Here is a 26,386-nt window from a genome sequence, read left to right as displayed (position 1 = left end):
TTCTACCGACGTACGACGACCCCATCGCCGTCATTGCGAGCCAACGGGTCGCGCGAACGCGCGCCCGATGACAGGCTCCGCGAAGCAATCCATTGCACCGCATATGCGGACCGATGGATTGCTTCGTCGCTGTCGCTCCTCGCAATGACGGGACTAAGTACCACGTCAGCTACAAAGACGCAGGCAGACTAGATCAAAAGACCGCCGCCGGCGACGATCACCTGGCCGCTGATGTAGTTCGATTCCGGCGCGCAGAACAGATAGACCGCATCCGCCGCCTCCTCCGGCGTGCCGCCGCGGCCGAGCGGGATCATGCGGCCCATCGCCTCCAGCATCTGCGGCTGCACGCCGACCTTGATGTCGCGGCCGGCGACGTCGATGGTCTTCTGCTGGGTTTCGATCGGCTGGGTCAGGCGGGTGTTGATCAGGCCGAACGCCACGCAATTGACGTTGACCTTGTAGCGGCCCCACTCCTTGCACATCGTCCGCGTCAGCCCGATCAGCGAGGCTTTCGCGGAGGAATAGCTCGCCTGCCCGGCATTGCCGTAGAGGCCGGCGATCGAGGAGATGTTGACGACCTTGCGGAACACCTCGCGTCCCGCCTCGGCCTCCTTCTTCGCCATCACCCTGATCGGCTCGGACGCCGCGCGCATGATGCGGAACGGCGCAACCAGATGGACGTCGAGCATCGCCTGGAATTGCTCATCGGTCATCTTTTGGATCGTCGAATCCCAGGTGTAGCCGGCATTGTTGACGATGATGTCGAGGCCGCCGAACTGCTCGATGGCGCTACCTACGAAGCGATCGGCAAAGCCGGCCTCGGTCACGCTGCCATTGACCGCGATGGCTTCGCCGCCCGCGGCCTTGATCTCCGCGGCGACGGCGTTGCCCGGCTCGGCATCGAGGTCGTTGACCACGACGCGCGCGCCCTCGCTCGCAAGCTTCAGCGCAATCGCGCGCCCGATGCCGCGGCCCGATCCGGAGACGAGCGCGACCTTTCCTTGCAGTTTCGACATGATCTCTCCTACAGCGCGATAATGGCTTCGCCGGCGAGCTTGATCTCGCCGTTCTGGTCCTTGGTGGTGAGCGCGAGTTTTGCGCGCTGCTCACCGCCCTGCTCGATCAACTCGGTCACCGTGCCTTCGCAGGTCAGCTTCGCGCCGAGCTGGGTAATCGCGGCAAAGCGGGTCGAAAACGAGCGGATGCGCGACGGCGCGACCGCGTCCGTCAGGGCCTGGCCGAGATAGCCCATCACAAGCATGCCGTGCGCGAACACGTCGGGAAAGCCGGCCGCTTTCGCGAAGTCGATATCGACATGGATCGGGTTGTGATCACCGGAGGCGCCGCAATACAGCGCCAGACGATGCCGGGTGATCGGTGGAAATTCCTTGTGGACGATGATGTCGCCGACCGAGGGAACGCTGCTGCTCATGACGGCCTCGCATTGCGCACCACGATGGTGCGCGAGACATCGGCGACATGGACGCCGTTCTGGTTGGTGACCGGCGTGTCGACCACGATCAGCGTCATCGCGCCACCCTTCTTGTCGGTCACGCTGCTGACACGCGGATGGAAGGTCAGGGTGTCACCCACAACAACGGGCGCGTGATAATCGAAGCGCTGCTCGCCGTGCAGCACGCGGGCAAGATCGATGTCGAGCGCGGTCAGGAACTCGAGCCCATCGGTCGCGTCCATCATCTCGAGGCAGAACAGGTAGGTCGGCGGCACCGGCGCCGCCTCCCCCTCATGATACACCGGGTTGGTCTCGCCGAGCGTTTTGAGGAAGAAGCGCAGGCGTCCCGGCTCGACGCGCGCGGTCACGGGCGTGAACGCACGCCCGACAGCGGATTGATCGACCATGGCAGCCTCAGGCGCGTTCGTAGAGCGTGACGACGCAGGCGCCGCCGAGACCGAGATTGTGCTGCAAGCCGAGCCGCGCGCCCTCCACCTGCGTCGCCGCCGCGGCGCCGCGCAGCTGCCGAGTCAGTTCGTAGCATTGCGCAAGCCCGGTGGCGCCGAGCGGGTGGCCCTTCGACAGCAAGCCGCCGGACGGGTTGGTCACGATCCGGCCGCCATAGCTGTTGTCGCCGTCGTCGATGAATTTCGCCGCCTCGCCCACACCGCACAGGCCGAGCCCCTCATAGGTGATCAGCTCGTTGTGGGCGAAGCAGTCGTGCAGCTCGACGACGTCGAGATCCGCAGGGCCAATGCCGGCGGCCTCATAGACCTTGTTCGCGGCATCGCGCGCCATGTCGTAGCCGACCACCTGCATCATGTCTGACGCACCGAAGGTCGACGGAGTGTCCGTCGTCATCGCCTGCGCCGCGATGCGCACCTGCTTGTTGAGGCCGTGCTGGTCGGCGAATTTCTCCGAGACCAGGATCGCGGCAGCGCCGCCGCAGGTCGGCGGGCACGCCATCAGCCGCGTCATCACGCCGGGCCAGATCACCTGGTCGTTCATCACGTCGTCGGCGGTGACTTCCTTGCGGAACAGCGCCAGCGGATTGTTCTTGGCATGGCGGCTTGCCTTGGCGCGCACTTTGGCGAAGGCAGAGAGCGGCGTGCCGTATTTCTTCATGTGGCTGAGGCCGGCACCGCCGAAATAGCGCAGCGCCAGCGGCACGCCGGGCGCGTCGACCAGCTTGTCGGCCGCGGCGTCGAAATCGTCGAACGCGCTCGGGCGATCGGTGAACACGGCCCCCAGCGCGCCGGGCTTCATCTGCTCGAAGCCGAGCGCCATCACGCAATCGGCCGCACCGGACTCGATCGCCTGCCGCGCCAGGAACAGCGCGGTCGAGCCGGTCGAGCAATTGTTGTTGACGTTGATGATCGGGATGCCGGTCATGCCCACCGGATAGAGCGCGCGCTGGCCGCAGGTGGAGTCGCCATAGACGTAGCCGACATAGGCCTGCTGGACACGGCCATAGTCGAGACCGGCATCGGCGAGCGCGAGCTTCGTCGCCTCGGCGCCCATCACGTGATACGGCGCATTGGCGCCGGGCTTGACGAACGGGATCATGCCGACCCCGGCAACATAGGTGCGTGACGTCATCGCGTGTCCTCCCGAAAATTACCCACTGGACTATTTGTTACCCATGGGTAATATACGGGCCACCACGCAGAGTCAATGCGGCAACGGCTCCACGACACCGGCTTCAAGACATGGACGACGGTCACATCCCCTCCTCCAGCCAATCCCCCTGGCTGCCCTTCGAGAGCCGGCGCCGCGCCCGCGACGAGAAGCGCGAGGCGGTGCTGCGCACGGCCGTAGCCCTATTCCTGGAACAGGGCTACCACGGCGCCACGCTGAACGAGGTCGCCAGGCAGCTCAACATCACCAAGCCGGCGCTGTACAATTACTTTCGCGGCAAGGACGAGATCCTCTACGAATGCTGGTCGATCGGTAATGAGTTGGTCGATGACTGCATCGCCGAGACCTCGGCAAGCACCGGCAGCGGCCTCAGCAAGCTACGCAAGCTGATCGTCCGCTATGCCGAGCTGATGACCGAGGACTACGGCAAGAGCCTGGTCCGCTTCGACCTCCGCGATCTCAGCGAGGACAACCGCAAGATCGTGCAGACGGCCAAGCGACACATCGACCGCGCCTTCCGCGACTATATCGCGCAGGGCGTTGAGGACGGTTCGGTGAAACCGTGCGACGCGAAGCTCGCGGCGTTCGCGATCGCAGGCTCGCTGAATTGGATCGGACACTGGTTCCAGCCCGGCGGTGAGATGACCGGGCGCGCCGTCGCCGAGGAGTTCGCGATCCGCCTCACCGAGGGGATCGCCACGACAGCAACGCGCAAGACAGCGCAGAAAGCAGCCGTTCCGGCTGCAGAGAAGGCGGACAAACCGCCTCGCAACGGAAACGCACCAAGGGAGGACGAGAGTGAACATCACACACGGACTGCGGCGCGCGCTGCAGGTCAATCCAAACGGGCTCGCGGTCGTCTGCGGTGAGCGGCGGCGCAACTGGCGCGAGGTCGGCACCCGCGTCGCCCGCCTCGCCGCCGCCATCCGCGGACTGGGAGCCAAGGACGGCGACCGCGTCGCGATCCTGTCGCTGAATTCCGACCGCTATCTCGAACTATACCTCGCCGTCGGCTGGGCCGGTGCCGTGATCGTACCGCTCAACATCCGCTGGTCGCCGATCGAGAACGAGGATGCGCTGCGCGACTGCCGCGCAACCATCCTGTTCGTCGACAAGGCGTTTGCAGCGGTGGGCACGACGCTGGCAAGCGCCATTCCCGGCCTGAAGCTGATCTATGCCGACGAGGGCGAGACACCCGCCGGGATGGAGAATTACGAGACGCTGATCGCGCGCAGCGAGCCGATGGCGGACGCGATGCGCACGCGCGACGATCTCGCCGGCATCTTCTACACCGGCGGCACCACCGGCCGCTCCAAGGGCGTGATGCTGAGCCACGGCAATCTGATGGCCAATGCGCTGAACGCCCTCGGCGAAGGCCTGTGGCCCAGCAGCACGATCTACCTGCACGCGGCGCCGATGTTCCATCTCGCCAACGGCGCGGCGATGTATTCGGTGCTGCTGTCGGGCGGCTCCAATGTCGTGATCCAGAGCTTCACGCCGGACGGCGTCGCCGCCGCCGTGCAAAAGGAGCGCATCACCGACGTGCTGCTGGTGCCGACGATGATCCAGATGTTCGTCGATCATCCGACGCTCGGCAATTACGACCTGTCGTCGCTGAAGCGGATCTCCTACGGCGCCTCCGTGATCAGCGACGCCGTGCTGATGCGCGCCATGAAGGCGCTGCCGCATGTCGAGTTCACCCAGGCCTATGGCATGACCGAGCTGTCGCCGATCGCGACGCTGCTGCACTGGAAGGAGCATATCGGCGACGGCCGCGCCAAGGGCCGGCACCGCGGCGCAGGTCGCGCCACCCTCGGCGCCGAAGTGAAGATCGTCGACGCTTTGGATCAAGTGGTGCCGCTCGGCACCGTCGGCGAGATCGCGGTGCGCGGCGATATGGTGATGATGGGCTATTGGGAGCGCCCGGAGGAGACCGCGCGCGCCGTGATCGACGGCTGGATGCACACCGGCGACGGCGGCTACATGGACGAAGACGGCTTCGTCTACGTTGTCGATCGCGTCAAGGACATGATCATCTCCGGCGGCGAGAACGTCTATTCGGCCGAGGTCGAGAACGCCCTCGCCCAGCACCCATCGGTGGCGCAATGCGCCGTGATCGGCATCCCGAGCGAACGCTGGGGCGAGCAGGTCCACGCCGTCGTGGTGATGAAGAGTGGCGCCAGCGCCACGCCGGACGAACTGATGGAGCACTGCAAGGCGCTGATCGCCGGCTACAAGTGCCCTCGCAGCGTCGACATCACCTCGACCCCGCTGCCGCTCTCCGGCGCCGGCAAGATCCTGAAGCGCGAGCTGCGCAAGCCGTATTGGGAGAACCGCGAGCGGCGGGTGGGCTGAGGCGCGCGGCACCAAGGTACATGCGCCACCGTCATTCCGGGATGGTCCGAAGGACCAGACCCGGAATCTCGAGATTCCGGGTTCGGTCCTGCGGACCGCCCCGGAATGACGACGTCTCATAACACCATTCTGCCGCGCCCGTTGACATCGCAGCTTGCGGCCGATTGGATCGATTCAGATTCAATCCAGCGAGTTCCGATGTCCGCACCTGATACCAATGCCGACGGCAAGCCCCGCCGCCTGATGCACCGCCGCTCCGTCGAATGTCTCGGCTATCTCCGCGACGACGGGCTGTGGGAGGTCGAGGCGCGGCTGGTCGACACCAAGCCCTATGCGCGGCAGGACAAGCATCGCGGCCTGCAGCAGCCCGAGGATCCCGTGCACGATATCCGGCTGCGGCTTGCGGTCGATGACAGTTTCACGATCCGCGAGACCGGCACCAATATGGCCTCGACGCCCTACCCGTCCTGCCTCGACGTCGAAGGCATCCTACAGCGGCTGGTCGGCGAACGCATCGGCAAGGGCTGGCGCGAGCTGGTCCGCAGCAAGATCGGCAGGCTGGAGACTTGCACCCATCTCGCCGAGCTCTTGGGTCCTGCGGTGACGACGCTGTTCCAGACCGCGACCTCGGGCAAGGACCCACAGGGCCGCGGCGCGCTCGATCACCAGCGCGACGTCACCGAGCCGCCGTTCTTCGTCGGCGGCTGCTATTCATGGCGGCTGGATGGACCCGTCGTCGCCGAGACCTTTCCGCAGTTCGCGAAAAAGCCTGTCGAGGTGAAGCAGGATTCGTGAGTGATGCCCGGCCACCGCCCGCGTGATAGTCTGTGAACGGACGATCAGGAGGTGAGCGTGGAGAAATACGGCGCGGGGTCGATCGTCGTCTCCGACTATGACCCCAACTGGCCCGTCTTGTTCGCGCAGGAGCGCGCGCGGATCGCACAGGCGCTCGGCGTATTCGCGTTGGCCATTGAGCATGTCGGCAGCACGGCCGTGCCGGGTCTCCCGTCGAAGCCGATCATCGACCTCTTGGTTGGCGTGCCGAGCCTCGAAGAGGCCAAGCAACGATGCATCGCGCCGCTTGAGGCGCTTGGCTATATCTACATGCCGGACTACGCGTCGTGGCTGCCCGGTGAACTGTTCTTCCGCAAGGGGCCTCCGGGTCCGTGGACCCACCATCTGCACGTGACGGAGCCGTCGCATCCGCGTTGGGAGGCGTTGGTGGTGTTTCGCGACTATCTTCGCGCACACCCCGAGGCGGCCCGCGCCTACGCCGACATCAAGCGGGGCCTTGCTGCTTCGTCAAAGGACAACATCGGGGCCTATCGAAACGGCAAAACCGCTTTCATCCAGGAGACAACGGCCAAGGCCCTTACATGGCGCGCAGCACGAGATTAAAGCACAAGCGGTCCCCGGCACCTGTACACGCTCGTCGCCCGACATGGGTCTTTGCAATCGGCCACTGCGCCACGCAGCCCTGCATCGCAATGGGTTGATCCACGCTGTGAGCTCACGTAGTCGTCCGGCATGAGCGAACATACGGCCGGCGCCAAGGCCGCAGCCCTTCCAGACACGAAAGCCATACTGCTCGGGGTCGCAACTGGCCTCGGCGCAGCGCTTTGCTGGGCGCTCGGCTTCGTCGCGACCCGGCACGGCCTGAAGGTCGGGTTCACGCCCGTCGACCTCCTGATGCATCGTTTCCTGTGGTCGGGCATCGTCTTCACTCCGCTGGTTCTGCGCGCCGGTCTGAAGGATCTCGGCGGCATCGGGTGGCGCCGTGGCATGGCGCTGATGGTGCTCGGCGGGCCGGTGATGTCGCTGATCAGCTATACTGGCTTCATGTTCGTGCCTCTGGGGCACGGCAGCGTGATCCAGCCTTCCTGCGCGACCCTGGGCGGACTGTTTCTCGCGGTCGTCCTGTTGAAGGAATCGATCTCACTCTCGCGCGTCGCCGGCGCCGTGGCCATCGTGGCCGGGCTTGCGGTGATCGGCAGCGAGTCGATCGGCCATATGGGATCGAGCGCCGTGATGGGCGATTTGATCTTCGTCACGACCGGACTGATGTTCGCAGGCTTCGCCACGCTGGTGCGCTATTGGCGGGTGTCGGCGTTTTCGGTGGCCACGGTCATCAGCGTGCTGTCGCTCTCGCTGTTTCCACTCTACGCCGCATCGGGAGGACTGGCTCGCGATGCGGCCATCGGGCTGAACGAGAATGCGCTGCAAGCGGTCGCCCAGGGCGTCCTGGCCGGCCCCGCAGCCATGTATCTGTTCGCGCTGTCGATCCAGCAGCTCGGCGTTGCCCGCGCTGCGGTCTTTCCTGCGACCGTACCGGTGCTGACCCTGCTGTTGGGGTGGCTATTGATTGGCGAGCCACCAACCACGCTGCAGGCGGCGGGGCTGGTCACCGTGTTGGCCGGATTCTATCTCGCGCAACGCCAAAGTTAGCACACGCGCCGCGCGGCCGACCCAATCACGCCGCGGCGGCATGTTCGGCCACGGCCTGCGGCGGGTTGCGGAAACCGATTGCGATCCGGTTGTAGGTGTTCATCAAACCGATCGCGATGGTCAGGTCGACCAGCTGCTTCTCGTCGAACACCGCGCGCGCAGCCCGGTAATCCTCGTCCGGGATCGCGGTCTCCGCGACGCGCGTAACCGTTTCGGCCCAGGCCAGCGCGGCACGCTCCTCGGCGTCGAACAGCGCCTCCGCCTCGCGCCAGACCTGCAGCAGCGCCAGCTTCTCGGTCCTGACGCCCATCTTCAGAAGCGAGCGCGTGTGCATGTCGAGGCAATAGGCACAGCCGTTGATCTGCGAGATCCGCAGATAGACCAGCTCGACCAGCTGCGCGGAAAGTCCACATTGCGTGAGATAGCCATAGACGCCGCCGAGCGCCTTGATGCCCGCGGGCGCGACTTTGTTGTAGTCGATGCGCATGCTCATTGCTTCTGCCCTTCCTTGTCGTAGACGGTCAGCGCCTTGTCGTTGCTGTCGACGACGAACACCGCGAGCAGCTTCGCCGGCTCAGTCGCGCTGGCGTTGCGTCCGAGTATGTGGTGCGCGCCCGGCAGCTCGAAGAAGCTGTCTCCCGCGCGATAAATGTGCGGCGCGGCCTCGCCTTCCACCTGGCTCTCGATCGCGCCCTGGAGGACGTAGACATAGAGAAAGCCCGACTTGGCGTGATGGTGCGGCGCCGAGGGCTCGCCCGGCGCGAAGTCGACCTCGGCCGCGACCAGCGACTTGCCGGGAATGTTCGGGATCACATGCTCGAATTTCGGCGTCACAGATTCCATCGCCATAGCGGGGGTCGCAACTGCGGCGCAGGCCAGCAAAGTCGTCAATAGGGTCTTCATCTCGTGCCTCCGTTGCTGACCGTTAGATGCGGGCACGGGGGTCCGAAAAGAAGCACCAAGAATGAACCGAATTGGTGTACCACGAGCCATGCCAAAGCCGCTTCCCATCGCGCTCGACCGCTCGGCCAAAACGCCACTCTCGGAGCAGATCAGCAAGGCGATCATGACCGCGATCGACAATGGCGTGCTGGTGCCGGGCGCCCGGCTGCCGTCGTGGCTCGACCTCGCCGCCCAGCTCGGCGTCGCGCGCGGCACGGTGCGGGCGGCCTACGACAGACTGTCGGACGCCCAGCACATCGTGTCGTCGAAGGCGAACGGGACCACCGTTGCGGAACGGCCAAGGAAAGCCGCCAAGCCCGACACACCGGTCGCACCCGGCTCGGTCGTGGAGATGTTCAGGGACCTCACCGGTGAAGGCATCTTCCGGATGGGCGTGCCGGCGCAGGACTCAGTGCCCGCCAAGCTATTGGCGCGGATCCGCGCGCGCGCCGTGCGGGCGGAATTGAGCGCGGTGGCCCGCACCACCGATCCGCGCGGCGAGCTCGAGTTGCGGCGGGAGATCGCGGCGCATCTGGCAATCGCGCGCGGGCTCGAATGCTCGCCCGCGCAGATCGTCATCACGTCAGGCTTCAGCGGCGGCCTTGGCCTCGCGCTGCGCGTGCTCGGCCTCGAAGGCCGCCGCGCATGGATGGAAGATCCGGGATTTCCTCTGACCCGAAAGGGGCTCGAGCTCGCTCGGCTCGAGCTGGTCCCGATCCCTGTCGACGGCAGCGGCGTCGATGTCGACCATGGCCTCAGGCACGCGCCGGACGCCGCGCTGGCGGTGGTGACGCCGGGACAGCAGGCGCCGCTCGGCCCGCCATTGTCGGAGAAGCGCCGCGCACAGCTGCTCGACTGGGCGGCGCAAACCGGCGGCTGGATCATCGAGGACGACTATCTCGGCGAATTGCAGCTCGATGGCCGCGCCGCGCCCGCGCTCGCCTCGCTCGATCGCGCCGGCCGCGTGATCCATCTCGGCTCCTTCAGCAAGACGATCTCGCCGACGCTGCGGCTTGGCTTCCTGGTTGCGCCCGAGCCATTGGCCGCGCAGTTCGCCGATGTCGCGACCTGCCTCGTTCCTGCCCCCGGACCTGCCGTGCAGCTCTCGACCGCAGAGTTCATGCGCGATGGCCACTACATCCGCCATCTCAGGCGAACCAAGCGGGCCTATTGCGACAACCGCGACGCGTTGACATCAGCGCTGCGGCCGTGGAGCAACGACGTCCGGGTTGCCGGCCTCGCCGTGATGCTGACGCTGCCGGACAAGACCTCCGATGTCGAGATCGCGCGGCGGGTGCTGGCGCACGGGCTTGCGCCCGCCCCGCTCTCGCCCTGGTATCTCTCACCGAAGCGAACGCAGCCCGGCCTGCTGCTCGGCATCGCAACGGTGCCGGATCGCGGCGTTCCCGCCGCATGCAAGCGTCTGTTCGAGGCGATCCGCGGCCAAGGTCGTACACAAGGCGCGCCCGTGGCGCGCCGCGTCAGGAAGCCCGCAGACCCGTAAGGGCGAAGCTCAACGTCCGCAGCCGCTGGCGCGCCTCGGCGTCATAGGCCTGCGCATGGGCGCGGGCCTTGCGCTTGCCGTCGAAGAACAGCCCGCTTTGGCCGGCGACGTCTTCGCCCTGGATGAGACGCAGGATGGCATCGCCGCCCTGCTCGACGGTCGAGATCGGCGTGACGCCGCTGGCGCGCACCATCGTGGTGTTCATGTAGGTCGCCGGGTGCAGCGCGTTGACGGTGACGCCGGTGCCTTCCAGCTCGGCGGCAAGGTCGATGGTGAACATGATCTGCGACAGCTTGCTCTGCGCATAGGCGCGGCCGCCGCTGTAGTTCTTCGTGATCATCACGTCGTCGAAATCGATCGGGTGCTGGCCGACCGAGGCGACATTGACGATGCGCGCCGGCGCGCTCGCCTTCAGCCGAGGCAGCAGAAGGTGCGCGAGCAGGAAGCCGGCGAGATAGTTGACGGCAAAGCGCAGCTCATAGCCGTCCTTGCTGGTCTGCCGCGCCGGCCCCTCGTTCTGCGAGCCGATGCCGGCGTTGCTCACGAATACATCGAGGCGCTCCTGATCGTCGAGCACCAGCTGGGCGAACTCGCGGACCTCGGCGAGCGAGGAAAGATCGGCCTGATAGAACATCGGCTCGCGGCCGCTGGCCCGCTTGATCTCGTCGGCGAGGGTCTGCGCCCTCTGCGTATCGCGGCCATGGATCAGGACCCGGGCGCCGGCAGCCGCCAGCTTCAGCGCGACGTAGCGGCCGACGCCATCGGTGGAACCGGTGATCAGCACCGTCTTGCCTGCCATGTTCATCGAACTTGCCTTTCGATCGCTCGCCCAGCGCAGCCACCAAGGATAAATACGCCGCGTGAACTTTGCCATGGCATGCCAGGGCACCATCCGCACCAAAACGGCGTCCGAGATGACTCCGACCACAGCCCTCCTCCATCTCCACAATGCGTACAGCTTGTCGCGCGGCCTGCGGACGCGCGGCGCCGCGCCGCGCGTCAACGTGAGTGGATTCTGGTATCGTCGATATGAACGACAAAGCCAGGATACCGGAATGTCCTCGACCATTCCAGACGGGATCTTGCGGAAGGCTCCCTTGCTGGAGCCATTCGGCATGCTCGTGTTGTTCGGCGTGCTGACCGCGCTGCCGATCGTCCTGACGCTTCGTCTGGTTGAGCCCGCACTCGTGCTGCCCGCGCTCAGCCTGCTGTTGTTCGCGGAGGCAGCCATTGCCGCGCTTGCGGCGCGCGTGATCCACGTGCGCACGAGCGCGGCGAACCTCACGCTGTGGGATTTTGCCGGTGCCTTCACCTTCATGGGGTGTGCAGCGGCGATCCTCGGCGAGCCGGATCAGGCGGCGCTGTTCTTCGAGGAACAGGCGGCGCTTCGTCCGGACTAGCATGATCCGGAAAAGTGTGAAGCGGTTTTCCGAACAGATCATGCTCAAATAAGAAGCTAAAGTGCGATGACGCTTCTCATCGCGCTTTAGCGACCGTAATCCCAGGCCGGGCCCCTCTGGCAGCCACAAGCTGCGATGTCGGACTGGAACTCAGTTGGAGTGGCCCTGCTTCGACCCGCGACGTGACACCGTCGTGGCGGATTTGCCGTCGGCACGACGGCCGCATCTGGATTCGTCGAGACGGTCCGCTCCCCGACCTCAAGGGGATGATTCATGTCCGAACTGCTCTCACTCGAGGCACTCAGCGCCTTGCTGCAAGTCGTCGTCATCGATCTCGTGCTGGCCGGCGACAATGCCGTCGTGATCGGCCTTGCCGCGGCAGGCCTGCCGGCAACGCAACGCGGCAAGGCGATCCTGATCGGCATCGGCGCCGCGACGCTGCTGCGCATCCTGTTCGCGCTCCTCACCACGCAATTGATGCAGATCGTCGGCCTGCTGCTGGCCGGCGGCATCCTCTTGCTGTGGGTGTGCTGGAAGATGTGGCGTGAGCTGCGCGCCAGCGCGCACGGGACCACCGCGTTGGATGGCATCGACGGCGCGGAGGTGCCGCGCAAGACGCTATGGCAGGCGACGACGCAGATCATCGTCGCCGACGTCTCGATGTCGCTCGACAACGTGCTGGCGGTTGCCGGTGCGGCGCGCGAGCAGCCGATCGTGCTGGTGTTCGGCCTTGCGCTCTCGATCGCGATGATGGGCGCGGCCGCCACTTTCATCGCGCGGCTCTTACAGAACCACCGCTGGATCGCCTATGTCGGCCTCGCCGTGATCCTCTATGTCGCCGTCGACATGACCATTCGCGGCGCGTCCGAGATCGCCAAGGTCGCGCCGGCCTGACGACCGACAACAAAACGGCGGGCCTTCCGGCCCGCCGTTCAGCAAATCGAAGACGCGCGTTGCGTCAGTGGATCTCGGCCGAACGCTTCAGCGCGTCCTTCAGCTTCTCGAGCGTGAAGTCCTTGCTGCGTGCGATGTCCAGGATCGGAGTCTCGCGGCGGCCGCAGAGCTCGGCGGCCTCGGGCAGCTTCGCCGCGATCTCATAGGGGATCACGATCGCGCCGTGGCTATCGGCGTGGATCAGGTCGTCGGAGCGCACCGTCATGCCGGCGACGCGGACCTCGCCGCCAAAACTTTCGGCATGCACCCAGGCATGCGACGGGCCGATCGAGCCGGCCAGCGCCTGGAAGCCCGGCGCCCATTGCGGGATGTCGCGGATCGAGCCGTCGGTGATGACGCCGAGGCAGCCGAGCGCCTTGTGTACGGCGCTCTGCACCTCGCCCCAGAACGCGCCATAGCCGACGTCGGGACCGTCGATGTCCTGGATCACAGAGATGCGCGGACCGAAGCCGGTGCCGACATATTCGTAATAGTCGATGCGTCGCTTCGACTGCTCTTCGGCCGAGAGGCCGGATTTCAGCACCGAGCGGATCGCGACCGTGCGCGCATAGCCGACGATCGGCGGCAAGGTCGGGAACGGGCAGACCAGCGGCTTCACGGTGTAGCCGATCAGACGGCGCTCGGGCGCTACGATCTCCATCGCGTTGCAGATCGTCGGCGTGTCATAGCGCGCCAACGCTTCAAGGACAGAGGCAGGAAGCGGGGCGGAAGCGGATGTCGTCACGGCGTTTCTCTCCTGATTTTTGGCGTCAGATTTCTTTGTTTGAGCATGATGCTTTCGGAAAACCGGTTTCCACTTTTCCGGATCATGCTCAAGCGGGCCGCCCCAGCCTATAGCCGAGATCGCTGGCGAACCCAACCGAGGCACGCTCATGGCTGATATTTGCGGAAGTGCTCCATCACCGTCACCCTGAGGAGCGCGGAACGCGCATCTCGAAGGTCGGCGGCCCGTCTGTGGCGGTGCATCCTTCGAGACGCGCTACGCGCTCCTCCAGCGACAAAGGCGAAGCCTTTGCGCGGGGACGACGGATCACACGGGGGCCTTAATGCAGATGCGTCGGACGGTCGTCGTGGTCGCTCTCCGCGACCGGCGCCGCGTAGGAAGCCGCAGGCGATGTCGCCGCCGGCGCGCTCGCGGCTTGCGTCTGCGCCACAAGCTGGCGCTCCTGGTCGCGATAGGACTTCCAGCCCCAGGGCAGGCTGATCAGGTAAGCCACCGAACCCGCCGACAGGATGTGCCAGGGGTAGCCGATCAGCAGCGCGACGAAGAACACCACGGCGACGAACACCGGCAGCACCATCTCCGGCGGCACGCGCATCTTCACGGTCTTGCCGGAGAACACCGGCAGGCGCGACACCATCAGGAAGGCGATCAGCAGCGTGTAGAATGCCGTCAAGGTCGCCGGCGGCATCGGCACGCCGAGGAAGGCGAGATAGATCGGCAGCAGCACGGTGATCGCACCGGCCGGCGCCGGCACGCCGGTAAAGTAATTCGCGGCGAAAGCCGGCTTGTTCGGATCGTCGATCGAGGCATTGAAGCGCGCAAGGCGCAGGCCACCGGAGATCGCGAACACCATCGCGGCAATCCAGCCGCCATTGTTCAATTCGTGCAGCTGCCAGAAATACAGGATCAGGCCCGGCGCGACGCCGAAATTGACGAAGTCGGCGAGGCTGTCGAGCTCGGCGCCGAATTTCGACTGGCCCTTGATCATGCGGGCGACGCGGCCGTCGATGCCGTCGAGGATCGCGGCGAACACGATGGCGGCGACCGCCAGCTCCATCCGCCCTTCCGTCGACAGCCGGATCGCGGTCAGGCCGGCGCAGATCGCCAGCAACGTGATCATGTTCGGCACCAGCATCCGCACCGGGATCGGGCGGAACCGGCGGCGGCGAAGCTCGCTGGAATTGTTATCGAATGGCGTCATGGCCCGATGAATATAGCAAGCATGGCCCCGCTCCGCCATCGGCGCGGGAACCGGCTGATTGGGCTAGCGAAAGAGAGTTAATCGGCGCGGTAGGTGCGGCCAGGATCGGCACCGCGGAAATCCGCCAGGATGGTCTCGCCGGCAACCGCGGTCTGCCCCTCGGAGACCAGCGCCTTGGTACCCTCGGGCAGGTAGACGTCGAGCCGCGAGCCGAACCGGATCAGGCCGAAACGCTCGCCGGCACCGATCGACTGGCCTTCCTTGACGAAGCAGACGATGCGGCGCGCCACGAGGCCCGCGATCTGGACCACGCCGATGCGCCCGTTCGAGCTCGAGATGACCAACGAATTGCGTTCATTGTCCTCGCTCGCCTTGTCGAGCTCGGCATTGATGAACGCGCCGGGCCGGTAGGCGATGCGGTCGATGCGGCCGGCCACCGGGCTGCGGTTCACATGGCAGTTGAACACGCTCATGAACACCGAGACCCGCGGCAGCGGCTTGTCGCCGAGGCCGAGTTCGGCCGGCGGCAGCGCCTGCACCACCATGGAGACGCGGCCGTCGGCCGGCGACACCACGATGCCGTCGCGCAGCGGCGTCACCCGCACGGGGTCGCGGAAGAACAGCGCGCACCAGACCGTGAGCAGCGTCCCGATCCAGCCCAGCGGGGTCCAGATCCAGAACAGGATCAGGCTCGCCAGAGCGAATCCGCCGATGAAGGGATAGCCCTCGGGGTGGATCGGCGGGATCTGCGCGCGGATGGAATTGGCGATCGACATCAGAACTCGCTGTGGTACCCCGCCCCTGCGGCGGGAGACGCCCTAAAGCGCGATCATCGCGCTTTAGTCGGTTGCTTTAGGCATGATCTTTTCGGAAAACCGCTTCGCACTTTTCCGGATCATGCCCTAATCGACTATTCCGCGGCGGTCGGCAAGGGTTTCTCACCCGCGTCAGGGGTGGAATTGTCCGACGACTCCGTGACTGCCGGCGGCAGGCGATTCGGCGCGGTACCGTCCTCGTCGACCTGGGCGAGCCGTTCGCGGGCCTCCTCGGCCTCGCGCTGCCGGTTCCACATGCTGGCGTAGAGGCCGTCGGCGGCCAAAAGCCGCGCGTGGGTGCCGCGCTCGGCGATGCGGCCCTGGTCCAGCACGATGATCTCGTCGGCGCCGACGATGGTCGACAGCCGGTGCGCGATGACCAGCGAGGTGCGGTTGCGCGAGACCCGCTCCAGCGCGCCCTGGATCTCGTGCTCGGTATGGCTGTCGAGCGCGGAGGTCGCCTCGTCCAGCACCAGGATCGGCGGCGCCTTCAAGACCGTGCGCGCGATCGCGACGCGCTGCTTCTCGCCGCCGGAGAGCTTCAGGCCGCGCTCGCCGACCGGCGTCTCATAGCCCTGCGGGGACATCCGGATGAAGCCGTCGATCTGGGCGAGCCGCGCGGCCTCCTCAACCTCCTCATTGCTGGCGTCCCAGCGGCCGTAGCGGATGTTGTAGCGGATGGTGTCGTTGAACAGCACGGTGTCCTGCGGCACCATGCCGATCGAGGCTCGCAGGGACGCCTGCGTCACGCTCTTGATGTCTTGGCCGTCGATCAGGATGCGGCCGCCGGAGACGTCGTAGAGCCGGAACAGGAGCCGCGAGATCGTCGACTTGCCGGCGCCGGAGGGACCGACGATCGCGACCGTCTTGCCGGCCGGCACCTCGAAGCTCAGGCCTTTCAGGATCGGCCGGTCAGGCTCGTAGGAGAAGCGGACGTCCTCGAAGCGCACGCTGCCGGCGGACACCGCGAGCGGCTTGGCGCCGGGCACGTCCTCCACCTCCGGATCGCGCTCCAGCACGTCGAACATCTTCTCGATGTCGATGATCGCCTGCTTGATCTCGCGATAGACCATCCCCATGAAGTTCAGCGGCACGTAGAGCTGGATCATCATCGAATTGATCAGCACGAAATCGCCGACGGTGTGGGTGCCGTTGCGGATGCCGAACGCGCACATCAGCATGGTCGCGGTCAGGCCGGCGGTGAAGATGATCGCCTGCCCGGTGTTGAGCACCGCAAGCGAGGTGTAGGTCTTCACGCTGGCCTGCTCGTAGCGCTGCATCGAGCGGTCGTAGCGGCTCGCCTCGCGCTCCTCGGCGCCGAAATATTTCACCGTCTCGTAGTTCAGCAGCGAGTCGATCGCCTTGGTGTTCGCCTCGGTGTCGGAATCGTTCATCTTGCGGCGGATCTCGATCCGCCACTCGGTCGCGATGTAGGTGAAGTACATGAACACGACGACGGTGAGCAGCACGGCGAGCACGTAGCGCCAGTCGAACTGCCAGAGCAGGATCCCCGCCAGCAGCGTGACCTCGACGATGGTCGGGATCAGCTGCAGGATCACCATCCGCACGATGGTCTCGATGCCGGAGCGGCCGCGCTCCAGGACGCGGGTCAGGCCCCCGGTCTTGCGCTCCAAATGGAAGCGCAGCGACAGCTCGTGCATGTGGACGAAGGTGATGTAGGCGAGCCGCCGCACCGCGTGCATCGCGACGCGGGCGAAGATGCCGTCGCGCCACTGCGTCAGCACCGCCATGATGATGCGCACCGCGCCATAGCTGATCGTCATCAGCACCGGCGAGGCGATCAACCACAGCACCCAGTTCGACGACTCGACCGGCGCCGAGCCCGCGCCATTCAGCGCGTCGATCGCCCATTTGAAGGTGAACGGCACCGACAGCGTCGCGAGCTTGGCGAACAGCAGCAGCACCACCGACCAGATGACACGCATCTTCAGATCGGCGCGATCGCCGGGCCAGATGTAGGGCCAGAGATGAACGAGGGTACCGAGCAGCGTGCCCTTCTCGGCGGCCGGCGGCGTAGCCGTGCGCTGATCGGCAGCGGTCATAGTCGGTTGCGGCGGCACCATCAGGAGCCCGCTCTCGCCGTCATGGCGCGGCGGTCCGCTGCCACATCTTTTCCACGATTTGCCATTGTGCCCGTCATATAGATCGTTTGAACGCGGCGTACAGGCTTATGACGAAAATTGTTCGCGATTCGCGGGAATTTACGGGATTTTTTGGCCCTCAATCCCCATATGCGAGTCTTGACCCTCTTTACGCTGCAGTGCCACAAGGATCGTATGAACCAAATCAAGACCGTCTGTGTTTATTGCGGCTCCGGCCCCGGTAACAATCCCCGCTTCGTTGAAGCTGCCATCGCGCTAGGCAAGGCCTTTGCCGAAAGCAACGTTCGCCTGGTCTATGGCGGCGGCTCGATCGGCCTGATGGGCGCGGTCGCAAAGTCCACGCTTGACCATGGCGGCTCCGTCACCGGCATCATTCCCGAATTCCTGCGGGCGCGCGAGAATGCGCTGACCTCGGTTCAGGAGATGATCGTCACGCCCGACATGCATGAGCGCAAGCGGCTGATGTTCGAGCGCTCGGACGCGTTCGTGGCACTGCCCGGCGGCATCGGCACCTTGGAGGAACTGGTCGAGCAACTGACCTGGCAGCAGCTCGGCCGCCACTCCAAGCCGATCCTGCTCGCCAACATCGACAATTTCTGGGAGCCCCTGCTCTCGCTGCTGAACCACATGCGGATGACCGAGTTCATCCGCCCGACGCTGCCGATCAACGTCCTGATGGCCGACCGCGTCGACGACATCCTGCCGCGGCTGCGGTCGGCGGTGGCCGGCAAGCCGGCAGCCGCGAAGGAGCTCGCCCCCGAAGTGGCGCGGCGGCTGTAGGCGGGCGTATTCGCGCCTGAGTTAGCTCGCGCAGCTCTCTAACCCGTCATCCTGAGGAGCGCGAAGCGCGTCTCGAAGGATGAACGGCCCGGCTGGTGGCCGTGCATCCTTCGAGGCTCGCAAGGGCTCGCACCTCAGGATGACGGGTCGAGGTGAGCGCGCTAGTCCACTGAGCTGCTACTCATTCGGAAACGTCACGGCCTCGATGCGGTTGCCGTCGGGGTCGAGGACGAAGGCCGCATAATAGCGCACACGGTCGTGCGGGCGCAGGCCTGGCGGACCATCGGAGAGACCGCCGGACGCCAGCGCAGCGGCGTGGAAGGCATCGACCTCGGCGGTGGTCTTCGCGCGCAGGCAGATATGGGTGCCGCTCTCATGCGCGACGTGCGCCATCGTGGCGCGCAGATTGATCCAGAATTCGGGATAGGCCTTGCCGAAGCCGATCGTCACCGGCCGCGTGACGAGGCGGCTCAGGCCAAGCGCGGCCAGTGTCGGCTCATAGAATCGCGCGGCGCGCTCGAGATCGCGGACGCCGACGGAAACGTGGTCGATCATGGTGGCAGTCCTTCCGCTTGTCATTCCGGGATGGTCCGAAGGACCAGACCCGGAATCTCGAGATTCCGGGTTCGGTCCTGCGGACCGCCCCGGAATGACGGATCAATTGCTCACGCCTGCGCGCCCGACTTCACCAGCTTGTAGAATACCGAATCCATCAGCGCCTGGAACGAGGCGTCGATGATATTGGGCGAGACGCCGACCGTGGTCCAGCTCTCGCCGGTCTCGTCCTCGCTTTCGATCAGAACCCGCGTGACCGCCTCGGTGCCGCCATTGAGGATACGCACGCGGTAGTCGATCAGCTTCAGGCCATCGATGTATTTCTGGTACTTGCCGAGGTCCTTGCGCAGCGCCACGTCGAGCGCGTTGACCGGGCCGTTGCCTTCGGCGGCCGAGATCAGGTGCTCGCCGTCGACGTCGACCTTCACGACCGCGAGCGCCACGGTGACGCGCTGGCCGTTGGCGTTGTAGCGCTGCTCGACATTGACGTCGAACTGCTCGACCTTGAAATATTCCGGCACCTTGCCGAGCGTGCGGCGCGCCAAGAGGTCGAACGAGGCGTTGGCGGATTCATAGGCGAAGCCCGCGGCCTCGCGCTCCTTCAACTCCTCGACCAGCCGCGTCAGGCGCGGATCGCTCTTGTCATAGGCGATGCCGGCACGGTCGAGCTCGGCCATCACGTTGGAGCGGCCGGCCTGATCCGAGACCAGCACCTTGCGGTGGTTGCCGACGGTCTCCGGCAGCACGTGCTCGTAGGTCTGCGGATCCTTCATGACGGCAGAGGCATGAATGCCGGTCTTGGTGACGAAAGCGCTCTCGCCGACATACGGCGCGTGACGGTTCGGCGCGCGGTTCAGCATGTCGTCGAGCGTGCGTGACACCTTCATCAGCGTCGCCATCTTCTCGGTGGTGACGCCGATCTCGAACTTGTCGGAAAACTCCTGCTTCAGCTTTAGGGTCGGGATCAGTGAGCAGAGATTGGCGTTGCCGCAGCGCTCGCCGAGGCCGTTGAGCGTGCCCTGGATCTGCCGCGCGCCGGCGCGCACCGCGGCGAGCGAGTTGGCGACCGCCTGCTCGGTGTCGTTATGGGCATGAATGCCGACATGGGCGCCGGGCACCTGCGTGACGACATCAGCGACGATGGTCTCGATCTCATGCGGCATGGTGCCGCCATTGGTGTCGCATAGGACCACCCAGCGCGCGCCGGCCTGATAGGCCGCAGTCGCGCAGGCGAGCGCGTAGTCGCGATTCTCCTTGTAGCCGTCGAAGAAATGCTCGCAGTCGACCATCACCTCGCGGCCGAGCGCCTTGGCGGCGGCGACGCTGTCGCGGATCGAGGCGAGGTTCTCCTCATTGGTGGTCTCGAGCGCGACCCGGACCTGGTAGACGGAGGATTTCGCGACGAAGCAGATCGCGTCCGCCTTGGCCTCGAGGATGCCGGCGAGCCCCGGGTCGTTCGAGGCCGAGCGCCCCGGCCGCCGCGTCATGCCGAAGGCGGTGAAGCGGGCGTGGTCGAACGCAGGTTTCCTGCTGAAGAACTCGGTATCGGTCGGATTCGCACCGGGATAGCCGCCCTCGACATAGTCGATGCCGAGCTGGTCGAGCATGCCCGCGATCACCTGCTTGTCCTGCAGCGTGAAGTCGACGCCATTGGTCTGCGCGCCGTCGCGCAGCGTGGTGTCGAACAGATAGAGGCGCTCGCGGCTCATGCGTGGCCTCCGGGCGCGGCAACGCCGTCGAGCGTCTTCTGCATCGTGGTGTTGGCGAGCCATTCGTCGCCGATGGTCACCGAATTGCGCTGCTGTGCGGCGTAGCCGCGCTTGCGGAAGAATTCGAGCGCAGTGTCGCTGGCATCGACCTTCAGGGTCTTGGTGCCGCGGGCGCTCGCGATCTTCTCCAGCGCATCGCACAGCGCGGCGCCGACACCCTGCCCCACGGCACTCGGATGCACGTAGAGCATGTCGACATAGTCGGCGCCCTTCAGCGAGGCGAAGCCGACAGGCGCGCCCTGCAACGTCGCGATCAGCGTCAGTTGCCCGGCGAGCTTCTTGCCGAACGCCGCCTCGTCATCGGCAGCCGCCGCCCAGGCCTCCTGCTGCGCTTCGCTGTAATCGTCGCCGGTCAGGTCCATGATCGACGCCGCGAAGATCGCCGCCAGCAGTGGCGCATCGTCAGGCAGATACGGGCGCAACGCGGGTGCGGAACGGCTCATCGCGCGATCTCCCAGGTGGTGCCTTCCTTGGAGTCCTTGATCACCACGCCCATCGCGGCGAGCTGATCGCGGATCCGGTCGGACTCCTTGAAGTCCTTGCGCGCACGCGCCGCGGTGCGCTCGCCGATCAATGCCTCGACCGCGGCAGCATCGACGCCGCTCGCCTGCTGCTTGCGCGCCTCCCACGCCGCCGCGCTTTCCGACAGGAAGCCGAGCAGCCGCAGCGAACCGGCAAATTCCTTGCGGCCCGCCTCGCTGCTCGCGGCAGCATTCCGCAGGCCGTGCAGCACGGCCATCGCCTGCGCGGTGTTGAGATCGTCGTAGAGCGCCTCGACCATCGCCGGCGACGGCGCGCCGGGCTCGGCATCGGCCGCGACCGCATACCAGTCGTCGAGCGTCCTTGCGGCTTCTTCCGCGCTCTTCAGCGTCCAGTCGAGCGGCGAACGGTAGTGCGTTCGGAGCATGCTGAGCCGCAGCACCTCGCCCGGCCAATCCGCCAGCAGATCGCGGATCGTGAAGAAGTTGCCGAGCGACTTCGACATCTTCTCGCTTTCGATCTGCAGGAAACCGTTGTGCATCCAGACATTGGCCATGCGGTCGGTGTGAAACGCGCAGCAAGTCTGCGCGAGCTCGTTCTCATGGTGCGGGAACACCAGGTCGATGCCGCCGCCATGGATGTCGAACTTCTCGCCGAGATGCTTCCAGGCCATCGCCGAGCATTCGATGTGCCAGCCGGGCCGGCCCTCGACCGCAATGCCTGCCGGCGACGGCCAGGACGGCTCGCCCGGCTTCGACGGCTTCCACAACACGAAGTCGGTGTTGTCGCGCTTGTAGGGCGCAACGTCGACGCGGGCACCCGCGATCATCTCGTCGAGCGAGCGCTTCGACAGCGCGCCGTAGCGCGGCAGCACCGAATTGGCCGCGTTCATCGCCTGCGGCGAGAACAGCACGTGATCTTCGGCGACATAGGCAAAGCCGCCGGCGACCAGCTTCTCGATGATCGCGCGCATCTCCGGGATGTGCTCGGTCGCGCGCGGCTGCACGGTCGGGGTCAAGCAGCCGAGCGCTGCAACGTCATCCTGATACTGCTGGTAGGTCTGCTCGGTGACCTTGCGGATCGCCTCGTTCAGCGGCACGCCGGGATAGTCCCGCGCGGCGCGGACGTTGATCTTGTCGTCGACGTCGGTGATGTTGCGGACATAGGTCACGTGGCCGGCGCCATAGCGATGGCGCAGCGCGCGGAACAGCACGTCGAAGACAATGGCCGCCCGGCCGTTGCCGATATGGGCGAAGTCGTAGACCGTCGGTCCGCAGGCATACATGCGGACATTGTTGGCATCGAGCGGCACGAATGGCCGCTTCTCCCGGGTCAACGTGTCGTAAAGGCGCAATTCCATGGATCACCGTCCCTTGCGGCCGGGCGTCCAGTGATTCTCAGGGGATTGAGAAAAGACGGCCTCAGCCAGCAAATCGCTAGCTCATAATCTCGCGGCAAATGCTGCAGATGGCGAGGTGGCCGTTCATGGTTCCACCATGTCTCATGGCCCCATTATCGCGTCAAGGGGCTGTTTTCAGGCTCTTTGCAACGCGCCGGGTGTCGAAATCACGCCAACGCCCTCATGGTTAATCATTATTAAGGAATTGGGCGTATCCGGACGCCTGCGGATTCCCCGCCATTTTGACCGGTGCACCATGCGGCCCTTTTCAGCATTGATTGCCTGCACGCTCTTCGTTGCCCCTGCCTTCCTTGTCCCCTCGGCCGCGCTGGCCGACAGCCGCGTTTTCATCGTCGCCAACCAGGCCGACGGCTACGGCATCGACCAGTGCCTCGCCCATGGCGACCGTTGCGGCGCGTCCGCCGCCCGCGCCTACTGCCGCTCACGGGATTTTGCGCAGGCCACCAATTACCGCCGCGTCGATCCGGACGAGATCACCGGCGCGGTTCCGGACGCCGCCAACCAGAAATGCACCGGCAATAGCTGCGGCGAATACGTCGCCATCACCTGTCAGCGCTGAGCCAAGCTGCTGGACAAACGGGGTTATTGCCACACCTGCGCCCCGGAAACGACGTGACGCTGCCCCGAGAAAAGGCTATTGCAGCGGCCTTGCCTGCGCGCTTTGGCGTTGCTCGCCGCGCGGCGTCGTTTTAATGGCCGGATATGCCCAATAGCTCCCGTTCTCGCTTCTCCCGCTGGTTTTCGACTTGCGCCCTGTTGGGCGCAATCGCCCTGCCCACCACGGATGCCCTGGCGCAGGTGCCGCCTGGCCCGCCCGGCCCGGCGCCCCAGGGCGCCCAGCCCAATCCGCAGGCCAATCCGATGTGCGTGCGGCTCGAGGGCCAGCTGGCGGCGATCGATCGCGGCGGCGGCAGCGGCGATCCGGCCAAGGACGAGCAGATCCGCCGCTATCAGGACGCGGCAACGCGGCAGCAGGGCGAACTCGATCGCGTGACGGCGCAGGCCCGGCGTATGGGCTGCGACAGCTCCGGGTTCTTTTCGCTGTTCAACAACAATTCGGCGCAGTGCGGACCGGTCAACAACCAGATCCAGCAGATGCGCGCCAATCTCGACCAGATGACCGCCAATCTCGAACGGTTGCGCACCGGCGGGCTCGGCGGCGCCGACCGCGAGAACCAGCGCCGCTCGGTATTGACCGCGCTGGCGCAGAACAATTGCGGCCCGCAATACGCCGCGGCCGCCGCACGTGGCCCCGGCAATTTCATCGAGAACCTGTTCGGCGGCGGTGGCGGCGGCGCCAATCCGAATACGCCGCTGCCCCCGCCCGACGCGCAATATGGCGGGCAGTCCGGCACCTTCCGCACCGTCTGCGTCCGCACCTGCGACGGCGCCTATTTCCCGATTTCGTTCGCGACCTCGTCGGCGCGCTTTGCCGCCGACGAGCAGATCTGCAAGGCGCAGTGCCCGGCCGCGGAGGCCAGCCTGTTCGCCTACCGCAATCCCGGCGAAGACATCAACCAGGCGGTCTCGATCAGCGGCCAGTCCTACTCGTCGCTGCCGAACGCCTTCAAGTACCGCACCGAGTTCAATCCGTCGTGCTCCTGCAGGGCGGCCGGCCAGAGCTGGGCCGAGGCGTTGAAGGCGGTCGACGACCAGACGGCCGCTGCGCAGCAGGGCGACATCATCGTCACCGAGGAGAGCGCGCGGAAGATGCAGCAGCGCGCGCAGACCAAGGCGGCCGCCGGCAAGAAGGGCGCGCCGGCTGCGGCTCAACAGCAGCAGCCCGCCGCCGCTGACGCCACGGCGCCGGCCGCGCCCGCAAGCGACGGTCAAATCCGCACGGTCGGCCCGACCTTCATCCCGAAGCAGAAGTAGAAGTCCATCCGCGAACTCTCTTCACCTCTCCCGCTTGCGGGAGAGGGAGAAGAGCCTCGTGGCACTCGAGAGGGTTCACCCCTCGAACGCCTCCGCCGACGCGCGCGAGGTGCGCGTCAGCAGCTTCTCGTCGGGCTCCGGCAGCGCTTTGCCGAAATCGCGGAAGCGGTTGGTGATGGGATAGCGGCGGTCGCGGCCGAAATTCTTCCGCGTCACTTTCACCCCCGGCGCGGCCTGCCGCCGCTTGTATTCGGCGATGTTGAGCAGGCGGTCAACGCGCGTCACCACGTCGCGATCGAAGCCGGCCTCGATGATGGTCGCAAGCGGCTCCTCGCGCTCCACGAGGCGCTCGAGGATCGCGTCCAGCACCTCGTAGGGCGGCAGCGAATCCTGGTCGGTCTGGTTCTCGCGCAACTCCGCCGTCGGCGGTCGGATGATGATGTTGACCGGGATCACCTCGCCCGACGGCCCGAGCGCACCGTCCGGCTTCCAGGCATTGCGCAGGCTGGACAGGCGGAACACCTCGGTCTTGTAGATGTCCTTGATCGGGTTGAAGCCGCCATTCATGTCGCCGTACAGCGTGGCGTAGCCGACCGACATTTCCGACTTGTTGCCGGTCGTCACCACCATGGCGCCGGTCTTGTTGGAGATCGCCATCAACAGCGTGCCGCGGGCGCGCGCCTGCAAATTCTCCTCGGTGATGTCACGCTCCATGCCAGCAAACACCGGTGCCAGGATTGTCTCGAACCCGTTCACGGCGTCGGCAATCGGCAGGATCTCGTAGCGGATGCCGAGCGCGGCGGCGAGCTTGGCGGCATCGTCGAGCGATACCTGCGCGGTGTAGCGGAACGGCAGCATCACGCCGCGCACCTTGTCGGCACCAAGCGCATCGACCGCGATCGCCGCACACAGCGCCGAGTCGATGCCGCCGGAGACGCCGAGCAGCACGCCGGGAAAGCCGTTCTTGCGGACGTAGTCGCGCAGGCCAAGCACGCAGGCGGCGTAATCGGCCTTGTCGCCCTCGAGCTGCGCCGTGCTCGGCCCGGAGCAGCGCCAGCCGTCCGCGGTCTTGCGCCAGGTCAGCGTCGTGATGTTCTCCTCGAACGCCGGCAGCTGCGCCGCGACCGACAGATCGGCATTCAGCGCGAACGAGGCGCCGTCGAAGATCAGCTCGTCCTGGCCGCCGACCTCGTTGAGATAGACCATCGGGAGCCCGCTCTCGGTGACCCGCGCCACCACGATCGACAGGCGGAGATCGGCCTTGTCGCGGGCATAGGGCGAGCCGTTCGGCACCACGAGGATCTCGGCGCCGGTCTCGGCGAGACATTCGACGACGTTCTCGTATTCCTCGGACTCCTCGAGCCAGATGTCCTCGCAGATCGGCACGCCGATGCGCACGCCGCGCACCGTCACCGGACCCGGCGCCGGGCCGCGCGCGAACAGCCGCTTCTCGTCGAACACGCCGTAATTCGGCAGATTGGCCTTGAAGCGCAGCGCGGCGATGCGGCCGCCGTCGAGCAGCGCGCAGGCATTGTAGAGCTTGCCGTCCTCGACCCAGGGCGTGCCGATCAGCATCGCCGGGCCGCCATCCTTGGTCTCGCGCGCCAGTTCCTCGACCGCGGTGCGGCAGGCCGACTGGAATGCCGGCTTGAGCACCAGATCCTCCGGCGGATAGCCGGCGAGGAACAGCTCCGACAGCACCACGAGGTCGGCGCCGTCGGCCTTTGCTTTCTCGCGCGCGGCACGCGCTTTCGCGGCGTTGCCGGTGACGTCACCGACTGTCGGATTGAGTTGCGCCAGGGTGATCTTGATCTGTTGTTCGCTCATACTGTTATGTTGTCCCGCACAAGCGCCACTTTCAATCTGCCTTCCGGTCATGGTGCGATTGCAGAAATCGCACCATGACCGTCAGTCGTTTGTTTTGAGCATGATTTGATCGGAAAACCGGTTACC

Annotated in this window: 27 protein-coding genes; 11 read left to right on the top strand and 16 right to left on the bottom strand. The window is 65.9% G+C overall.

Translation table 11 applies throughout. From position 1 onward, the window contains the following. Window positions 1-188: 188 nt before the first annotated feature. The 4 genes from QDT69_RS33965 to QDT69_RS33950 are packed head-to-tail and all read right to left on the bottom strand — an operon-like array spanning window position 189 to window position 3,052. Window positions 189-1,016 carry an SDR family oxidoreductase gene (locus QDT69_RS33965; protein ID WP_279710828.1) on the bottom strand — a complete coding sequence of 276 codons (828 nt, stop codon included), beginning with the start codon at window positions 1,014-1,016 and terminating at the stop codon, window positions 189-191. Between the two features lie 8 nt (window positions 1,017-1,024). After that, window positions 1,025-1,432 (bottom strand): MaoC family dehydratase, encoded by a 408-nt coding sequence (locus QDT69_RS33960; protein WP_279710827.1) that lies wholly within the window; start codon window positions 1,430-1,432, stop codon window positions 1,025-1,027. Further along, the gene (locus QDT69_RS33955; RefSeq protein WP_279710826.1) at window positions 1,429-1,860 is read right to left on the bottom strand and encodes a MaoC family dehydratase N-terminal domain-containing protein; all 432 of its coding nucleotides are present in this window, start codon (window positions 1,858-1,860) and stop codon (window positions 1,429-1,431) included. Before QDT69_RS33955 ends, QDT69_RS33960 begins: the two co-directional genes overlap by 4 nt. A 7-nt stretch (window positions 1,861-1,867) precedes the next feature. Continuing rightward, window positions 1,868-3,052, bottom strand: coding sequence for a lipid-transfer protein (locus tag QDT69_RS33950; RefSeq protein WP_279710825.1), 1,185 nt, complete (start codon window positions 3,050-3,052; stop codon window positions 1,868-1,870). Between the two features lie 110 nt (window positions 3,053-3,162). Between QDT69_RS33950 and QDT69_RS33945 the strand changes: the two genes are divergently transcribed. The 5 genes from QDT69_RS33945 (at window position 3,163) to QDT69_RS33925 (ending at window position 7,891) form a co-directional block, all read left to right on the top strand. After that, window positions 3,163-3,960: a TetR/AcrR family transcriptional regulator gene (locus tag QDT69_RS33945; protein WP_279710824.1), complete on the top strand. Its 798-nt coding sequence runs from the start codon at window positions 3,163-3,165 to the stop codon at window positions 3,958-3,960. Beyond that, window positions 3,890-5,446 carry a long-chain fatty acid--CoA ligase gene (locus QDT69_RS33940; protein WP_279710823.1) on the top strand — a complete coding sequence of 519 codons (1,557 nt, stop codon included), beginning with the start codon at window positions 3,890-3,892 and terminating at the stop codon, window positions 5,444-5,446. Before QDT69_RS33945 ends, QDT69_RS33940 begins: the two co-directional genes overlap by 71 nt. A 198-nt stretch (window positions 5,447-5,644) precedes the next feature. Further along, the gene (locus QDT69_RS33935) at window positions 5,645-6,241 is read left to right on the top strand and encodes a DUF2889 domain-containing protein (RefSeq protein ID WP_279710822.1); all 597 of its coding nucleotides are present in this window, start codon (window positions 5,645-5,647) and stop codon (window positions 6,239-6,241) included. A 57-nt stretch (window positions 6,242-6,298) separates the two neighbouring features. After that, the gene (locus tag QDT69_RS33930) at window positions 6,299-6,844 is read left to right on the top strand and encodes a GrpB family protein (protein WP_279710821.1); all 546 of its coding nucleotides are present in this window, start codon (window positions 6,299-6,301) and stop codon (window positions 6,842-6,844) included. Window positions 6,845-6,973: 129 nt separating this feature from the next. Beyond that, on the top strand, window positions 6,974-7,891 hold the full coding sequence (locus QDT69_RS33925) for a DMT family transporter (protein WP_279710820.1): 918 nt from the start codon (window positions 6,974-6,976) through the stop codon (window positions 7,889-7,891). Between the two features lie 25 nt (window positions 7,892-7,916). On the opposite strand, the gene QDT69_RS33920 is transcribed toward QDT69_RS33925, so the two are convergent. After that, the gene (locus tag QDT69_RS33920; protein ID WP_279710819.1) at window positions 7,917-8,384 is read right to left on the bottom strand and encodes a carboxymuconolactone decarboxylase family protein; all 468 of its coding nucleotides are present in this window, start codon (window positions 8,382-8,384) and stop codon (window positions 7,917-7,919) included. Further along, window positions 8,381-8,794, bottom strand: coding sequence for a cupin domain-containing protein (locus tag QDT69_RS33915; RefSeq protein WP_279710818.1), 414 nt, complete (start codon window positions 8,792-8,794; stop codon window positions 8,381-8,383). The genes QDT69_RS33920 and QDT69_RS33915 overlap by 4 nt, the downstream gene beginning before the upstream one ends. 88 nt (window positions 8,795-8,882) lie before the next feature. Here QDT69_RS33915 and QDT69_RS33910 point away from each other — a divergent pair, with 88 nt between their 5' ends. Further along, the gene (locus tag QDT69_RS33910; RefSeq protein WP_279710817.1) at window positions 8,883-10,337 is read left to right on the top strand and encodes a PLP-dependent aminotransferase family protein; all 1,455 of its coding nucleotides are present in this window, start codon (window positions 8,883-8,885) and stop codon (window positions 10,335-10,337) included. Here QDT69_RS33910 and QDT69_RS33905 read toward each other — a convergent pair. Continuing rightward, window positions 10,315-11,142, bottom strand: coding sequence for an SDR family NAD(P)-dependent oxidoreductase (locus QDT69_RS33905; RefSeq protein ID WP_279710816.1), 828 nt, complete (start codon window positions 11,140-11,142; stop codon window positions 10,315-10,317). The genes QDT69_RS33910 and QDT69_RS33905 overlap by 23 nt on opposite strands. A gap of 55 nt (window positions 11,143-11,197) precedes the next feature. Here QDT69_RS33905 and QDT69_RS33900 point away from each other — a divergent pair, with 55 nt between their 5' ends. Further along, complete coding sequence (locus tag QDT69_RS33900; RefSeq protein WP_279710815.1) at window positions 11,198-11,737, top strand: hypothetical protein; 540 nt, start codon at window positions 11,198-11,200, stop codon at window positions 11,735-11,737. Window positions 11,738-12,010: 273 nt separating this feature from the next. Continuing rightward, on the top strand, window positions 12,011-12,631 hold the full coding sequence (locus QDT69_RS33895) for a TerC family protein (protein WP_279710814.1): 621 nt from the start codon (window positions 12,011-12,013) through the stop codon (window positions 12,629-12,631). 64 nt (window positions 12,632-12,695) lie between these two features. Here QDT69_RS33895 and QDT69_RS33890 read toward each other — a convergent pair whose 3' ends face one another. The 4 genes from QDT69_RS33890 to QDT69_RS33875 all read right to left on the bottom strand — a co-directional run bounded on the left by QDT69_RS33890 (window position 12,696) and on the right by QDT69_RS33875 (window position 17,494). Beyond that, complete coding sequence (locus tag QDT69_RS33890) at window positions 12,696-13,415, bottom strand: RraA family protein (RefSeq protein ID WP_279710813.1); 720 nt, start codon at window positions 13,413-13,415, stop codon at window positions 12,696-12,698. Window positions 13,416-13,734: 319 nt separating this feature from the next. After that, entirely contained in the window at window positions 13,735-14,616 is an 882-nt protein-coding gene (pssA, locus tag QDT69_RS33885) for a CDP-diacylglycerol--serine O-phosphatidyltransferase (RefSeq protein ID WP_279710812.1), read from the bottom strand. 77 nt (window positions 14,617-14,693) lie between these two features. Beyond that, a complete protein-coding gene (locus tag QDT69_RS33880) occupies window positions 14,694-15,392 on the bottom strand; it encodes a phosphatidylserine decarboxylase (RefSeq protein ID WP_021081990.1) in 699 nt (232 codons plus the stop codon). Window positions 15,393-15,526: 134 nt separating this feature from the next. Further along, window positions 15,527-17,494: an ABC transporter ATP-binding protein/permease gene (locus tag QDT69_RS33875; RefSeq protein WP_279710811.1), complete on the bottom strand. Its 1,968-nt coding sequence runs from the start codon at window positions 17,492-17,494 to the stop codon at window positions 15,527-15,529. A gap of 234 nt (window positions 17,495-17,728) precedes the next feature. Here QDT69_RS33875 and QDT69_RS33870 point away from each other — a divergent pair, with 234 nt between their 5' ends. Beyond that, on the top strand, window positions 17,729-18,334 hold the full coding sequence (locus tag QDT69_RS33870; protein WP_279710810.1) for a TIGR00730 family Rossman fold protein: 606 nt from the start codon (window positions 17,729-17,731) through the stop codon (window positions 18,332-18,334). A gap of 177 nt (window positions 18,335-18,511) precedes the next feature. Here QDT69_RS33870 and QDT69_RS33865 read toward each other — a convergent pair whose 3' ends face one another. The 4 genes from QDT69_RS33865 to cysS form a co-directional block, all read right to left on the bottom strand. Next, the gene (locus tag QDT69_RS33865) at window positions 18,512-18,889 is read right to left on the bottom strand and encodes a VOC family protein (protein WP_279710809.1); all 378 of its coding nucleotides are present in this window, start codon (window positions 18,887-18,889) and stop codon (window positions 18,512-18,514) included. A gap of 110 nt (window positions 18,890-18,999) precedes the next feature. After that, window positions 19,000-20,598 carry a citramalate synthase gene (cimA, locus tag QDT69_RS33860; protein WP_279710808.1) on the bottom strand — a complete coding sequence of 533 codons (1,599 nt, stop codon included), beginning with the start codon at window positions 20,596-20,598 and terminating at the stop codon, window positions 19,000-19,002. Next, a complete protein-coding gene (locus QDT69_RS33855) occupies window positions 20,595-21,101 on the bottom strand; it encodes a GNAT family N-acetyltransferase (protein ID WP_279710807.1) in 507 nt (168 codons plus the stop codon). Before QDT69_RS33855 ends, cimA begins: the two co-directional genes overlap by 4 nt. Beyond that, on the bottom strand, window positions 21,098-22,498 hold the full coding sequence (cysS, locus tag QDT69_RS33850) for a cysteine--tRNA ligase (RefSeq protein WP_279710806.1): 1,401 nt from the start codon (window positions 22,496-22,498) through the stop codon (window positions 21,098-21,100). The genes QDT69_RS33855 and cysS overlap by 4 nt, the downstream gene beginning before the upstream one ends. Before the next feature lie 295 nt (window positions 22,499-22,793). On the opposite strand from cysS, the gene QDT69_RS33845 reads away from it, so the two are divergent. After that, window positions 22,794-23,117: a hypothetical protein gene (locus tag QDT69_RS33845; RefSeq protein ID WP_279710843.1), complete on the top strand. Its 324-nt coding sequence runs from the start codon at window positions 22,794-22,796 to the stop codon at window positions 23,115-23,117. 194 nt (window positions 23,118-23,311) lie between these two features. Then, on the top strand, window positions 23,312-24,433 hold the full coding sequence (locus QDT69_RS33840) for a DUF2865 domain-containing protein (RefSeq protein ID WP_279710842.1): 1,122 nt from the start codon (window positions 23,312-23,314) through the stop codon (window positions 24,431-24,433). A 75-nt stretch (window positions 24,434-24,508) separates the two neighbouring features. On the opposite strand, the gene QDT69_RS33835 is transcribed toward QDT69_RS33840, so the two are convergent. Next, window positions 24,509-26,260: an NAD+ synthase gene (locus tag QDT69_RS33835; RefSeq protein WP_279710805.1), complete on the bottom strand. Its 1,752-nt coding sequence runs from the start codon at window positions 26,258-26,260 to the stop codon at window positions 24,509-24,511. Window positions 26,261-26,386 lie beyond the last annotated feature (126 nt).

This window comes from Bradyrhizobium sp. CER78, assembly GCF_029846235.1.
Classification (GTDB): domain Bacteria; phylum Pseudomonadota; class Alphaproteobacteria; order Rhizobiales; family Xanthobacteraceae; genus Bradyrhizobium.
This window is presented reverse-complemented; position numbering and strand designations above follow the sequence as displayed.

What these genes read in the sequence shown, in the direction of transcription:
- QDT69_RS33950 (WP_279710825.1), bottom strand. Translation starts at nt 3,052, where the DNA reads ATGACGTCACGCACCTATGTTGCCGGGGTCGGCATGATCCCGTTCGTC.
- QDT69_RS33965 (WP_279710828.1), bottom strand. Translation starts at nt 1,016, where the DNA reads ATGTCGAAACTGCAAGGAAAGGTCGCGCTCGTCTCCGGATCGGGCCGC.
- QDT69_RS33865 (WP_279710809.1), bottom strand. Translation starts at nt 18,889, where the DNA reads ATGATCGACCACGTTTCCGTCGGCGTCCGCGATCTCGAGCGCGCCGCG.
- QDT69_RS33910 (WP_279710817.1), top strand. Translation starts at nt 8,883, where the DNA reads ATGCCAAAGCCGCTTCCCATCGCGCTCGACCGCTCGGCCAAAACGCCA.
- QDT69_RS33915 (WP_279710818.1), bottom strand. Translation starts at nt 8,794, where the DNA reads ATGAAGACCCTATTGACGACTTTGCTGGCCTGCGCCGCAGTTGCGACC.
- QDT69_RS33855 (WP_279710807.1), bottom strand. Translation starts at nt 21,101, where the DNA reads ATGAGCCGTTCCGCACCCGCGTTGCGCCCGTATCTGCCTGACGATGCG.
- QDT69_RS33960 (WP_279710827.1), bottom strand. Translation starts at nt 1,432, where the DNA reads ATGAGCAGCAGCGTTCCCTCGGTCGGCGACATCATCGTCCACAAGGAA.
- QDT69_RS33935 (WP_279710822.1), top strand. Translation starts at nt 5,645, where the DNA reads ATGTCCGCACCTGATACCAATGCCGACGGCAAGCCCCGCCGCCTGATG.
- QDT69_RS33955 (WP_279710826.1), bottom strand. Translation starts at nt 1,860, where the DNA reads ATGGTCGATCAATCCGCTGTCGGGCGTGCGTTCACGCCCGTGACCGCG.
- QDT69_RS33905 (WP_279710816.1), bottom strand. Translation starts at nt 11,142, where the DNA reads ATGAACATGGCAGGCAAGACGGTGCTGATCACCGGTTCCACCGATGGC.
- QDT69_RS33920 (WP_279710819.1), bottom strand. Translation starts at nt 8,384, where the DNA reads ATGAGCATGCGCATCGACTACAACAAAGTCGCGCCCGCGGGCATCAAG.
- QDT69_RS33945 (WP_279710824.1), top strand. Translation starts at nt 3,163, where the DNA reads ATGGACGACGGTCACATCCCCTCCTCCAGCCAATCCCCCTGGCTGCCC.
- cysS (WP_279710806.1), bottom strand. Translation starts at nt 22,498, where the DNA reads ATGGAATTGCGCCTTTACGACACGTTGACCCGGGAGAAGCGGCCATTC.
- QDT69_RS33870 (WP_279710810.1), top strand. Translation starts at nt 17,729, where the DNA reads ATGAACCAAATCAAGACCGTCTGTGTTTATTGCGGCTCCGGCCCCGGT.
- QDT69_RS33895 (WP_279710814.1), top strand. Translation starts at nt 12,011, where the DNA reads ATGTCCGAACTGCTCTCACTCGAGGCACTCAGCGCCTTGCTGCAAGTC.
- cimA (WP_279710808.1), bottom strand. Translation starts at nt 20,598, where the DNA reads ATGAGCCGCGAGCGCCTCTATCTGTTCGACACCACGCTGCGCGACGGC.
- QDT69_RS33835 (WP_279710805.1), bottom strand. Translation starts at nt 26,260, where the DNA reads ATGAGCGAACAACAGATCAAGATCACCCTGGCGCAACTCAATCCGACA.
- QDT69_RS33880 (WP_021081990.1), bottom strand. Translation starts at nt 15,392, where the DNA reads ATGTCGATCGCCAATTCCATCCGCGCGCAGATCCCGCCGATCCACCCC.
- QDT69_RS33845 (WP_279710843.1), top strand. Translation starts at nt 22,794, where the DNA reads ATGCGGCCCTTTTCAGCATTGATTGCCTGCACGCTCTTCGTTGCCCCT.
- QDT69_RS33875 (WP_279710811.1), bottom strand. Translation starts at nt 17,494, where the DNA reads ATGACCGCTGCCGATCAGCGCACGGCTACGCCGCCGGCCGCCGAGAAG.
- QDT69_RS33925 (WP_279710820.1), top strand. Translation starts at nt 6,974, where the DNA reads ATGAGCGAACATACGGCCGGCGCCAAGGCCGCAGCCCTTCCAGACACG.
- pssA (WP_279710812.1), bottom strand. Translation starts at nt 14,616, where the DNA reads ATGACGCCATTCGATAACAATTCCAGCGAGCTTCGCCGCCGCCGGTTC.